Source organism: Sorangium sp. So ce1014, from assembly GCF_051521505.1.
Classification (GTDB): Bacteria; Myxococcota_A; Polyangia; order Polyangiales; family Polyangiaceae; genus Sorangium.
This window is the reverse complement of sequence record NZ_CP150356.1, coordinates 4,988,531-5,000,458: the sequence shown is the minus strand read 5'-3', so window position 1 is coordinate 5,000,458 and position 11,928 is coordinate 4,988,531. Positions and strand designations below refer to the sequence as shown.

The window sequence follows — 11,928 nt, the reverse complement described above, 5'->3', positions numbered from 1 at the left end:
ATCTACGGCCTCGCCGGCGCGGGCCGGGGGTCACCCTTCGTCCCGAGGATCGCCTCGAGGATCGGCCGCGATCCCTGCACCGCCGTGCGCTGCGAGTAGAGGTGGAGCCCGCGCAGACCGCCGAGCTCCTCGCCGCCGCCCGCGCGGCCCGGGCCGCCGTGGATCGTCTGGGGGAGCACGGTGCCGGGGCCGGGCGCCTGATCGGCGACCTTCTCGCTGCCGAGCAGGACGCGGCCGTGGTACGGCGCGACGCCGAGCAGCACCTCCGCCGCGAAGGCGCGGTCGTCGCTGTAGACGGCGCAGACGAGGCTCCCGCGGCCCCGGCGCAGCAGGGCGACGGCGTGCGCCGCGCCGCCGTCGTAAGGAAAGAGCGTCGCGACCGGGCCGAAGACCTCGTGCTCGTGCGCCGCGGGCGCGCCGTCGGGGCCGCTCGCGACGAGCAGCGTCGGCGGCACGAAGTACCCCTTGCCGTCGGGAACGCCGAGCTTCTCGAACGGCCCGGTCCCACCGAGCGCCACCGACGCCCCCGCCGCGAGGCGCTCGATGCCCGCACGCACACCGCGGAGCTGCTCGGCCGTGGTGAGCGGACCCACGGTGACGCCGTCCTGCGCGGGATCGCCGACCCGCGCGTCGCGGAGGCGGTCGACGAGGTCGTCGCGCACCGCGTCGACGACGGCCGCGGGCGCGAAGATGCGCCGGATCGCCGTGCACTTCTGGCCGGCCTTCTGGGTGATGTCGCGCGCGACGTCGCGGAGGAACATCGCGTACGTCTCGGAGCCGGGGGCGGCGTCGGGGCCGAGGACCGCGCCGTTCAGGCTGTCGGCCTCCACGTTCACGCGGACGCTCTCCCGCGCGAGGCCCGGCAGGAGCCGGAGCGCCGCGCCGGTGGCGCTCGATCCGGTGAACGCGAGGACGTCCTCGCCGCCGAGGTGCGCGAGGAGGTCGCCCGGCGGGCCGGCGACGAAGGAGAGCGCGCCGCGCGGGAGCGGGGCGCCCTCGGTGAAGATCTTCATCAGCCGGAAGGCGACGAGCGCCGTGCTCGTCGCGGGCTTCGTGAGGACGGGCATGCCCGCGAGGAGCGCGCAGGCGGCCTTCTCCGCGAGCCCCCACGCGGGGAAGTTGAAGGCGTTGATGTGCACCGCGACGCCGGGGCGCGGGACGAGGATGTGCTGGCCGAAGAACCGCGGCGAGCGCCCGAGCTGCACGCCCTCGCCGTCCGCGAGCAGCCGCGCGTCGCCGAGCTGGGCGCCGAGGTCGGCGTAGTAGGCGAGCGTCCCGATCGCGCCGTCGACGTCGAACTTGGCGTCGCCGCGGGTGTTGCCGCCGTTCTGGATGGCGACGTCGATGAGCGCGTCGCGGTGCGCGTGCGCGGCGCGCGACATGGCGCGGAGCAGCTCGCCGCGCTCGGCGAACGTGAGCGCGCGGAGGGAAGGCCCGCCCTGCGCGCGCGCGAACGCCACCGCGGCCGCGAGGTCGAGCCCGTCCGTGCTCGTCTCGGCGAGCGGCTCCTCGGTCGCGGGGTTGACGAGCGCGTGCGGCGCTCCCTGACCGGCGATCCACTGCCCTTCGACGTAGCTCTCGAGCCGCTCCATGGGGCGCGTAGCCTACTCGCGCGGTCGCTCGGCACAACCCCCACGCGGGACGGATCGCCGCCTCGCCGGTCGCGCGGAGCACGCGCGCGGCCGCGTCGCGCGTCCCCTCGCGTCGCTTCGTTCCATGCGCGAGGTTACTTGCACGAGGCGGACGCGAGCAGCGCCGAGATCTTGGCCTTCACCACCTCGAACTCCCGCACCGCCAGGTCGATCTCGGCCTGGCGCTGCCTGCGGCCGGACTCGACGAGATCGAAGCTCGTGACGGTGCCGGCCTCGAACGCGACCTGCGTGAGGCGCGCGGTCTCGCGCGCGAGGTCGCGCGACTGCTCGGCGACCGCGCGCGCCTGCTCGGCGACGACGACGCTCCGGACCGCCTGCGCCGAATCGAGCTCGGCCGCGCGCTCCGCCAGGCCGATGCGCGCCCGCTGCTGCTCGACGAGCGCCCGGTTCACCCGGAGATCGCCGTAGCGCGCGCCGCCGTCCCAGATGGGGATGGTGAGCACGGCGCTGATGGACCAGTCCCACGACCGCCGGCTGATGCCCAGATCGTTCCCGAACTGGGTCTGGGCCTGCAGCGTGCTCGACAGCTCGGCGTACGGGGCGAACGCGAGCTTCGCGTCGGTGAGGTTGCGCTCGGCGATCTCCAGCTCGGCCCGGGCCGCGCGGACGTCGGCGCGCTGATCCGAGCGCCCCTGGGCGCACTGCGCCTGCATCTCCGCCGCGATCCCGTTGAGCGAGAAGGTCTGCGGGACGCCGACCTCGCCGCGCTCGCCCAGCACGACCCCGAGCGCCTCGCGCGACCTGCGCAGCGACTCGTCGCCGGTGACGAGCGTCGCGCGGGCGAGCGCGACGTCCTGCTCGGCGCGGACCACGTCGAGCTTGGTGCCGGTGCCGAGGCGCTCCCGGCGTCGCGTGAGCTCGAGCAGCTCGAGCGCGCTGCGCAGCCCGACGCGGTTGACCTCGCTGACCCGCTCGGCCGTGACGATCGAGACGACGGCGTCCGCGACCGCGCCGACCATGACGCGGCGGCGATCCTCCAGGCTCAGCTTGGCGACCTCGACCGACAGGTTGGCGGTGCCGATGCCGTACCACGCGCGCGGGGCGAGGATCGGCTGGCTGAGCCTCAGCGACGCCGAGGCGCTGGTCGGAAAGTCATAGGAGAGCGAGGGGCCCGTGGGCGTCGGGCCCGCCGGTGCACCCACGATCGTCTCGTCGCCCGCGAGGCGGTGGTTCAGGTTGCCCGTCGCGTCGAGGCTCGGCAGCGCCGCGGCGAGCGCCCGCCGCGCGATGCCCTCGGCGCGGGCGACCTCCTGCACGGCGATGACGAGATCGACCGAGCGCTGGTCGATGATCGCGCGCGCCTCGTTCCAGCTCGCGAGGGTGCGCGCCGGCGGCGGGACGGGCGCGAGCGCCGGGTCGTTCACCTCGATGCGCCGCAGCGCCGGCGTCGCCGCGGGGGCCGCCGCCGCCGGGGTCTGCTGGCCCGGTCGCCCCGGGGGAGGCGCCGGCTGCGCGAGGGCGACGGATTGATGAAGGGCGAGGAAGGCGAGGGTGCGGACAGCGACCATGCGGAGCCGGCGACGGGGCATGCGCGACTCGATGCGCTGTCCATCGCGCGACGACAAGCCCGAAGCGGACGGGGCCCGGTCCGGGCCTGCGCGCGTGTGCGAAACCGTAGGTGAGGGCCCGGGGGCAGGCCAAGTGATGGCGACGGAACACGGATGCGCCACTATTCTGGATCACCGATGCCAAGCCGGTTGCCCCCGAATGACATCTGTCTCGGCTGCGGAGAGAGGCGGCGAGGCGGCGCCGCGGCTCCCTGCGCCCGCTGCGGCGAGCCTCCGCAGCGCGCCGTGTGGCGACGGTCCGAACAGCGCGGCGCCTCGCCGAGGATCGAGCTGTTCCTGAGCGCGATGACGAGCGGCCTGCTGCTTGCGTACACGGCGCTCTACCTGCTGCTCCTGACCGGTCTCGCCGAGTCCGCGGACAGCTCCGTCGCCTCCGCGACGCTGTTCGTCGCGATCCTGGCGGTCGGCACGAAGCTCTCGCGGTGGATCGTGCGCTCGCTGTTCGAGCTCTGGGGCACCACGTGGTCGTACTGCTCCGCCGACGGCGCCCGCTGGGGCACCGTGAGCACGCTCTTCGGATGGTACGGCGCCGGCGAGGGCGTGAACCTGACGGAGTTCCGCCCCACGAGCGCGGGCTCGACGCTCTTCTGCTCCTCGGACGCCATCGACGCGGGGCTCCCGGTCGTCGCCGCGAACCTCTCGCGCCTCGCCGGCGCGCAGGGCCGCGACGCGTTCTCGCCGTTCGAGGTGCTGATGCTCAGCGCCTTCACGGGCCTCGTCGCGCGCGGCGAGGCGACCATCAGCAGGGCCACGGCGGTGCGGTGGCGCAAGGACTGGCTCGGCGGCGCGCGGCGCGGCGCGCCCCACGCGATCTTCACCATCGAGCGCTCCAGCGATCGCGAGGAGGGCGGCGCGATCGAGCGCGAGATCCTCTCGGCCATGCAGGCCAAGGCGGACGGCCTCGCGTCGGTCGTGGAGCCCGCGCGGCCGGGGGCTTACCGCGACGCCGCGTGGCGGCCTCCGCCCGTGCGGCTCTGCATCGACGAGGTGCTGCGCCCGCGCGCGCTCGCGCTGGCGGCGCGGGCGCTCCGGAAGGAGCCCCGCGGCGGCGCGCCGGTCGCGGTCGCCGCGGCGCTCGACGAGTTCGGCAAGCGCGACCCCGCCCGGATGAGCCACCTCCGCGTGCTCCTCGCGGAGCACCGCCAGCGCGCGCTCTCGGCGTGAGCCGCCGCGCGGCGCTCAGTGCCAGACGCCGATGCCTGCGCTCACGCTGTCGTAGCGGGGCGCGAAGTCCATCGACGCCTGCAGCGTGTAGGCGACCTCGGGGAGCAGCCCCCAGAGGGTCGTCGACAGCACGCGGAGGTCGGCGCCGAAGGTGAAGTGCTGCCGTCCCAGGCGCCCGCTCCCCAGGCGGCCGTAGCGGTTCGGCTCGTAGTAGCTCCCGAACCGCGTGTGCACGCGGCCCGGGATCGGCTCCGTCTCGATCCCGAACCGCGGCGAGAAGCTCACGTGCGCGCCCGAGGTGCCCACCACCGAGGCGTCGTTCTCCCGCTCCGGCTGGTGCTGCGCCAGAAAATGCTCGAGGCTCACCCCGTTCGACACCGCGCCCGTGACGAGGAGCTCCGCGGTGATGAGCAGGTGCTCGCGCGGCCAGTTCCAGTAGCGGGCGCGCCGCTCCCTCTCGAGGACGTCTGGCCCCGCGGCGAGCTCGCGCTCGTCGGCTTCGCGCTCGCGCGCGCGCTCCAGCGCGAAGATCCGCTCCCGCCGGGCGCGCTCCTCCGGCTCGGCGATCGCGGCGAGCTCGCGCTCCCGCTGCGCCTCCCGCGCGGCCCGCCTGCGCGCGATCGCGTCGCGGAGCTCCCGCTCCTGATCGCGCGGGTCGATCCACGCCGGGTTGAGCGGGCGCGGTCCGACCTGCACGGCGAGCCCGATCTCGAGCTCCCACGGGAGGACGACCTCGTCCGGCAGGATCAGCCCGCCGGCGCGCCAGACCTGCCCGTCCACGACCACGTCCTCGCCGAGCAGCCGGCCCGCGTTCACCGGAAAGCGAAACGTGGCGCCGAGCCGGTAGGACGCCCAGTCGGGGCGGAGGAGCATCCCGAGCTCCGGAGAGATGCCCGCGATCGTCAGGTCGCTCTGCTCCGCGCCGAGGCTGAGCGTCACCGCGCGGGCGCCGGCGCCCAGCACGAGCGCGTCGCCGAGCAGGCGGACTCCGCCGAGGAAATGGTACTTGCCGGTCACGACCGTGGTCTCGATCCCGTCGGCGTCGCTCAACGAGTACCGCTGCAGCTCGGCGTTGACCCCGACGCCGAAGTCGCCCGCCTGGACCTGGCCGCCGAGGGTCAGGTACACGAAGTTCGAGTAGTCGAGGTCGATGTCGCCGCTGTTATCGAAGTCGTTGTTCTCGAAGAGCTCGATGGGTATCGAGATCGACGCGGCGACGTCGGCCTCGAGCCATTTCACGCTGAAGGGCTCGCGGACCGCGGGCGCGGCGGCGTTGGCCACCATACCGGCGATCCCCTCGGCGTAACCGGCGTAAGCGCCGGCGATCCCGGTCACACGCAGCGGCGCCAGGATCGGCCCCTGGAAGAGGTCGATGGTGTAGGCGTTGTCCCGAAGCGGCTGGGCCGGCGCGGCCTGCGGCGGGCCGAGGACGAGGGCCACCGCAGCGAGCGCCGCAGCGGGGCGGCGGGCGGCACGGCGCGCCGCGGTCATCTCGGTCACCTCGCGCTGCTCCGGTCCAACAGCATCTCGTCGCGCCCGCGGCGAGGTGATAGCACTGGCCCGCACGGAAGGGACCGCGGAAGCGAGCCCGACCTGCGGTGGCCGAGCCCGGCTCCAGGGCTCCCCGGCTCACAACCCAAACGAAATCATGAAGAGCGGCCCGCGCGCCTGGCCGCGCGCCACCCGCGCACCACTCGCCCAAGGAATCGCAGCTCTCATGCCCGCCCAAGCTCCCGCGCCCATCGCTCCTGCCCCGGCCGTGCCAGGGACCGAGGCGCGATCGCCCGGCGGGCGGCGGCGCCCCGGCGGGCCTCGCGCCCGCGGCCGGCGCATCGCCCTGGTCGCCTACTACAGCTTCGCCGCGCTCATCATCGTCTCGTGCACCCTCCAGCTGATCCGGCAGGTCTTCTTCCTGCCGGGCGCGCCGTCGCCCTACGGGAGCTGCGAGGAGGGCCTCTTGGCGCTGGTCCGGGCCGTCGAGCGCGCCAGGGAGGCCGCCCCCGGGACCGACGGGGAGGACGCCGCCCTCGCCCGGTTCCGGAGCACGCTCGCTCCGGAGTGGACCTACCGGGACGGAGTCGCCGTCTCGTGCCGGGGCTCCGCGGAGAATGAGCGCGCTCTCGACGCCATCGAGCGGCTCCGCTATGCGGAGGAGCACGCAGCGCGGCGCGAGGCAGGCGATCTGGCTCCGCTACGGCGTCGGGTCCGGGCGATCGTCGATGGCCAGCTTGGGCCCGTGTCCCCGAGATAATACCCCGACGCGGCGATCACGCAGGACGATATGACCGACATGACCGTTCCTTCTCCCCCTGCCGCACTGGCGGGTGAAGCGCCGACCGGCGAAAAGCCCCAGCCGCTTCCGACATTCGATGTGCTGCCCCTGTCGTCCGAGCTGCGCGAGACGCTCGCGGAGATTGGCTACGTCCACCCGACGCCGGTGCAGCTCGCCGTGTGGGAGCCGGTCACGCGCGGGCGCGACGCGGTGGTGCAGGCGCGCACCGGCACCGGCAAGACGGCGGCCTTCGGGCTCCCGATCGTCGACCACGCCGTGAAGCGCTCGCTCGCGCAGGCGCAGGTGCTCGCGCTGTGCCCGACGCGAGAGCTCGCGGTCCAGGTCTCCGCGGAGGTCGAGCGCCTCGGCAAGCGCAAGGGCATCAAGGTGGTCGCCGTGTACGGCGGCGCGCCGATGCAGCGGCAGATCGACGCGCTCGCCGCCGGCGCGCAGGTCATCGTCGGCACGCCGGGCCGCGTGCTCGATCACCTGCGCCGCGGGACCATCGTCGCCAAGCACATCCGGCTGCTCGTGCTCGACGAGTGCGACGAGATGCTCTCGATGGGCTTCGAGCGCGAGCTCACCGCGATCCTCGCCGAGCTGCCGCCGGAGCGGCAGACGCTCCTGTTCTCGGCGACGCTCCCGCCCGACATCGAGCGCATCGCGCGCAGCAAGCTGCGCTCGCCCGAGTTCATCACCCTCTCGGGCGACGCGGTCGGCGCGCTCCAGATCCAGCACTACGTCTACCTCATCACGGGCGACAAGCTGACGTCGCTGATCCGCATCATCGAGGTCGAGAACCCCGAGAACGCGGTCGTCTTCTGCAACACAAAGGACGAGACGGAGGCCGTCGCCGGGGCGCTGAAGCGCCAGGGTTACGACGCCGACTGGCTGAACGGCGATCTGCCGCAGTCGGATCGAGAGAAGGTGATGAGCGCGACGCGCGAGGGGCGCCTGCGCTTCCTCGTCGCCACCGACGTGGCGGCCCGCGGCATCGACATCTCGCACCTCACGCACGTCATCAACTACGACTTCCCGCAGGACGCCGAGGCGTACGTGCACCGCACCGGCCGCACCGGCCGCGCGGGGCGCACCGGCACGGCGATCGCGCTGATCACGCCGCAGGACGTCGGGCCGCTCTACATCCTCCGGCTGACGTACAAGATCCGGCCGCTCGAGAAGCAGCTCCCCACGGAGGGAGAGCTCAAGACGCGCGCCGAGGCCGATCTCGTCGCGATGCTCGCCGAGGCGTTCCTGCCGAAGGGCACGCACCCCGCCGATCTCTCGCTCGCGCGCCGGCTGCTCACGCACGACCAGGCCGAGGCGATCGTGGCGGGCCTCCTGCGCGACCACCTCGGCGCGCGGCCGACGGCGCAGGAGGAAGCGAGCGCGGCGCGGCGCGCCCAGCCGCCGCAGCGCGCGGCGGCGCGCGAGGGCGCCGAGCCCTCGACCAGGCCCGAGCCAGCGGCGCGCGCGAGCGCGCGGGGCGAGGGGCGCGCGCCGCGCGACGCGATCCCGCGCGCGGCCGACTCCGCCGATCCGCGTCCGCCGGAGACGGAGCGCAGCAGCGAGCGTGATCTCGCGCGCGAGGGCGAGCGGGACCGCGCGCGGGAGCGCGATCGCAGATCGCTGCGCCCCCGGCGGGACGAGGGGCGGCGCGGGCCGCGCGGCGCGGACGCGCCGGCCGGGGACGATCTGCGGCTCGAGCCGCGCCGGCCCGAGGTGACGAGGGCGCGCGACGAGGGTCCCGTCTCGGTCGAGCCGCTCACGCGGCCGGAGCCGCTGATGCGGCTCGAGTCGCCGCGGGGCGAGGGCGCGCCGGGTCGCGGCCCGGCGGAGCGCCTGCGCGACCGTCCCGGCACCGCGACGCTGCTGTCGGCGCGCCGAGGCCCCGCCGTGGCCGGCGTCGCCGCCGCACCTGGCCGGCCTCAGGGCGGTGCGCCGGGCCAGCCGTTCTCCCGCCATGCCGACTTCACCATGTGGCAGCCGCCGGAGGAGGAGGGCGACGACGAGCCGATCCTCGGCGAGCCGCCGTCCCCGCCGCCCGGCTCGCCCGCGTCGCGCGGCGGCGATCGCGAGCGCGTGAGCAGCGCTGCGCCCTCGCCCCCCGGCGAGTCCGCGGTCGAGATCGAGAGCGGCGAGCCCGGCGGCGAGGCGCCGCGCGCCGAGCCCTCGCGCGACGAGGCGGACGGCGAGTTCGTCGAGGTCTTCATCAACCTGGGTCGCCGCGACGGCGCGCGCGCGGCCGATTTCCAGCGCGTGCTCATCGAGCAGGCCGGGATGTCCAAGGGCGACATCCGGCGCATCCGGGTGCGCGAGCGCAACGCGTTCGTCAGCGTCCCGAAGGCCGAGCTCGCGCGGGTCGTGGCGGCGCTGAACGGCGCGACGATCGCGGGCAAGGAGGCGCGCGCGGAGCAGGCTCGGGAGCGCACGTCAAGCGCCGAAGAGGTGGCGGAGGACGCCTGAGCGCGGGCGCGCGCCGGCGTGTCGGTCCGCCGCGACGAGGCGGCGGACCGGGCTCCGCGCAGGCGTTCCCCGCTGTCCCCGCGCGCGCCAGACGCCGCCCGCCGGCGTACGTCGGTGGGCGCTCGCGTGCGACGCCGTCCAGGCGGCGCCTCCAGGCGCGCAACGCGCTAGCCAAGCTCGCCCACTGGTCGTATCACGGAAGGGATGGCGCGCAGTGGAGCGGAGGATATCGACCGGCTTCGACGGGACATCGATCGAGCGCTTGCTGACAAGCTCGACGCGGACAGGGTCCTCCCGTTGCTCGCGCGCCTGGCCCGCGCGACGGCGCCCGGCAGCGACCCGTGGCTCTATGCGCACCGCCACCTCGCGGAGATGGGCGTCGAGCACGACCCGTGGCGCGCCGCGCTCTTCGCGCGCCGCGTGCTGCAGTTCCACGAGGAGGACGACGGCGCGTGGGCGGTGCTCGGCCTGGCGCAGTCGCTGCTCGGCAACTACCGCTACGCCGCGCGCGCCTACGAGCGCGCCCTGGCGATCGCGCCCGAGAACCCGTGGTACGCCCACAACCTGGGCCACCTCTACGACGTCGCCCTGAACCGCCCCCAGGACGCCTTGCCGCTCCTGGCGCAGGCCACCGAGGCGCAGACGGGCGAGGCCGACATCGCCGCGAGCTACGCCCACGCGCTCGCCCGGTGCGGCAAGCTGGTGCTCGCGAAGAAGATCTTGAAGCGCGCCATCCGCCACGGGGCGACGGCCGACCAGATGGCGCTGTGGCGCTGGCTCGACGCCGGCGCGCCGACCACCGGCGAGAGCGGGCCGGACCCGCAGCGCCCGGTCGACTCGAAGCGCAAGGCAAAGCGCCGGCGCGCCCGCGAGCGCCAGAGCCTGGGCGACTGATCGGCCCGCGCGCTCCTACGCGCACCCACGCAGAGCGCCCCACGCGAGGAACCTCACGTGCGTTCGGACCTTCCATCCGCTCATCCGGAGCGGAAGCCAAGGTGCCTGGCGACCGGGCTCGGCCTCGCTGCGGCGCGGCAGACGACGTCCGTCGTGACGCAGAGCACGGCGAGGTTGTGTGGGCACGGGCTACCTCGTCTGGGCAACGGCGGATGCCGTCGCCACAAGCGACACGCACGGCCGACGCGAAGCTTGACGGTAGGTTGCCCGGTTAGCGATAAGCTGTGTTTCTCGACTGGTGCTGGACACGGTCCCCGTTCGGGCGAGGGCACCCTGCGAGGAGAAGACATGAGCGTTACGAGCGTGCAAAGGACGGACAGGACGGCGGAGCGCCAGGCGCCCTCCGCGGCCGTCTCGTCCGGCCCGCGCGGCTCATCCTCCCGGTGCGCAGATCTCGAGCGAGCCTGCAAGGCGGCTCGTCGCGGCGCGCATCGGAGAGACGCGCTCGCTGTGCACGGCGAGCGCGGGCTCAGGACGGAGAGTTCGCGATGAGCGAAGAAGCTCTGCGGCAGGAGGTTACGAGGCTCACGGAGCGCATCGTGACGCTCGAGCAGCAGATCGAGGGGCACGAGCGCGCGGCGAAGGAGCAGGCCGCGCAGCTCGACCGGGCGATGCGCGAGGCGCGCGAGCGCAGCGAGCAGCTGGCCCGCTCGGAGGACGAGCTGCGGCGGCAGGCTGGCATCTTCAAGCTCGTGCTCGACAGCATGGCGGACGGCGTCGCCGTGGTGGACGACAAGGGCGAGCTCCTGATGCGCAACCCGGCCGCGGAGCACATGCTCGGCCGCGCGCCGCTCGACCTCGCGTCGGACGACGACCCGGGTCCCGGCGACGCCACGCTGTTCTTCCCGGACCAGGCGACGCCCTGGCCTGCGTCCGAGCACCCGCTCGCGCGCGCGCTGCGCGGCGACACGGTCGATCAGGTGGAGCTCTTCGCGCGGAGGTCCGCCGAGCACGACGCGCGGGTCGCCCGCCGGCATCAGGGCATGCCGGGCAACGCCATGCCGACCCTCGCCCCCGCCTCGGGGCCGCAGGGCGAGGACGCCGAGCCGCGCTCGGTCCGCTTGCCGCCGGTGTTCGCCGACCCGCGCATCGAGGCCGGCCCCGCGACGGGGCTGTTCCTGACGGTCAGCGCGAGCCCGATGCGGGGCAAGGACGGCTCGATCTCCGGCGCCGTCGCCGTCTTCCGCGACGCGACCGAGAAGAAGCGCCTCATCGAGGATCTCGAGGGGAAGAACCGCGATCTTGTCGAGAGCGAGAGCGCCAAGAGCGAGCTCGTCGAGCGGCTCCGCTACGCCATCGACGAGATCTCGACGCCCATCCTCGAGCTCTGGGACGACGTCCTCGCGCTGCCGATCATCGGCGTCGTCGACTCGCGCAGGAGCGCGCAGATCATGGAGCGGCTGCTCGACGAGATCGTCCGTCGCCAGTCGCGCTACGTCATCATCGACGTGACGGGCGTCGAGGTGATCGACACGCAGACGGCCGACCACTTCATGAAGCTGATGAAGGCGGTCGAGCTGCTCGGCGCGCGGTGTCGCATCACCGGGGTCAGGCCCGCGGTCGCGCAGACGATGGTGGAGCTCGGCATCAACCTCGGCACCATCCGCGCCGCGCGCAACCTGAAGCACGCGCTGCGCGAGAGCCTGGCGCTCGCCGGCCAGAAGCCGACGCTCTCGTCCCTCATGGGCGGCCGTCGCGGCGCGGCCAACGGCGACGAGAAGCAGGCAGGACAGCCGTTCACCTCTGGTGGCACGCAGGCCGCATTCGATCCCTCGGGCAGCGGTCCGATGACCACGTCACAGCTGCAGCTCAGCGCGAGGAAGGAGACGTCCACTTGATGCAAGCGGGTAGG

8 protein-coding genes are annotated in these 11,928 nt (G+C 74.2%); 5 read left to right on the top strand and 3 right to left on the bottom strand.

The features are described from left to right. Positions 1-2 precede the first annotated feature (2 nt). Positions 3-1,592, bottom strand: a complete 1,590-nt coding sequence (locus WME75_RS18990; protein WP_437492795.1) for a 3,4-dehydroadipyl-CoA semialdehyde dehydrogenase — start codon at positions 1,590-1,592, stop codon at positions 3-5. Positions 1,593-1,726: 134 nt separating this feature from the next. Beyond that, on the bottom strand, positions 1,727-3,181 hold the full coding sequence (locus WME75_RS18985; protein WP_437492793.1) for a TolC family protein: 1,455 nt from the start codon (positions 3,179-3,181) through the stop codon (positions 1,727-1,729). Positions 3,182-3,505: 324 nt separating this feature from the next. Between WME75_RS18985 and WME75_RS18980 the strand changes: the two genes are divergently transcribed. Further along, positions 3,506-4,384 carry a hypothetical protein gene (locus WME75_RS18980; RefSeq protein ID WP_437492791.1) on the top strand — a complete coding sequence of 293 codons (879 nt, stop codon included), beginning with the start codon at positions 3,506-3,508 and terminating at the stop codon, positions 4,382-4,384. A gap of 15 nt (positions 4,385-4,399) precedes the next feature. Here the strand turns inward: WME75_RS18980 and WME75_RS18975 are convergent, their stop codons facing one another. Next, entirely contained in the window at positions 4,400-5,875 is a 1,476-nt protein-coding gene (locus tag WME75_RS18975) for a hypothetical protein (protein ID WP_437494866.1), read from the bottom strand. Between the two features lie 226 nt (positions 5,876-6,101). On the opposite strand from WME75_RS18975, the gene WME75_RS18970 reads away from it, so the two are divergent. From WME75_RS18970 to WME75_RS18955, 4 genes are all read left to right on the top strand, one after another. Continuing rightward, positions 6,102-6,635, top strand: coding sequence for a hypothetical protein (locus WME75_RS18970; protein ID WP_437492789.1), 534 nt, complete (start codon positions 6,102-6,104; stop codon positions 6,633-6,635). A gap of 39 nt (positions 6,636-6,674) precedes the next feature. Next, positions 6,675-9,122 (top strand): DEAD/DEAH box helicase, encoded by a 2,448-nt coding sequence (locus WME75_RS18965; RefSeq protein ID WP_437492788.1) that lies wholly within the window; start codon positions 6,675-6,677, stop codon positions 9,120-9,122. Positions 9,123-9,326: 204 nt separating this feature from the next. After that, complete coding sequence (locus WME75_RS18960; RefSeq protein ID WP_437492786.1) at positions 9,327-10,016, top strand: hypothetical protein; 690 nt, start codon at positions 9,327-9,329, stop codon at positions 10,014-10,016. Positions 10,017-10,564: 548 nt separating this feature from the next. Beyond that, a complete protein-coding gene (locus tag WME75_RS18955; RefSeq protein WP_437492784.1) occupies positions 10,565-11,914 on the top strand; it encodes an STAS domain-containing protein in 1,350 nt (449 codons plus the stop codon). Positions 11,915-11,928 lie beyond the last annotated feature (14 nt).

Coding starts and splice junctions, on each gene's coding strand:
- WME75_RS18955 (WP_437492784.1), top strand. CDS start 10,565: ATGAGCGAAGAAGCTCTGCGGCAGGAGGTTACGAGGCTCACGGAGCGC.
- WME75_RS18970 (WP_437492789.1), top strand. CDS start 6,102: ATGCCCGCCCAAGCTCCCGCGCCCATCGCTCCTGCCCCGGCCGTGCCA.
- WME75_RS18965 (WP_437492788.1), top strand. CDS start 6,675: ATGACCGTTCCTTCTCCCCCTGCCGCACTGGCGGGTGAAGCGCCGACC.
- WME75_RS18960 (WP_437492786.1), top strand. CDS start 9,327: ATGGCGCGCAGTGGAGCGGAGGATATCGACCGGCTTCGACGGGACATC.
- WME75_RS18980 (WP_437492791.1), top strand. CDS start 3,506: ATGACGAGCGGCCTGCTGCTTGCGTACACGGCGCTCTACCTGCTGCTC.
- WME75_RS18975 (WP_437494866.1), bottom strand. CDS start 5,875: ATGACCGCGGCGCGCCGTGCCGCCCGCCGCCCCGCTGCGGCGCTCGCT.
- WME75_RS18985 (WP_437492793.1), bottom strand. CDS start 3,181: ATGCCCCGTCGCCGGCTCCGCATGGTCGCTGTCCGCACCCTCGCCTTC.
- WME75_RS18990 (WP_437492795.1), bottom strand. CDS start 1,592: ATGGAGCGGCTCGAGAGCTACGTCGAAGGGCAGTGGATCGCCGGTCAG.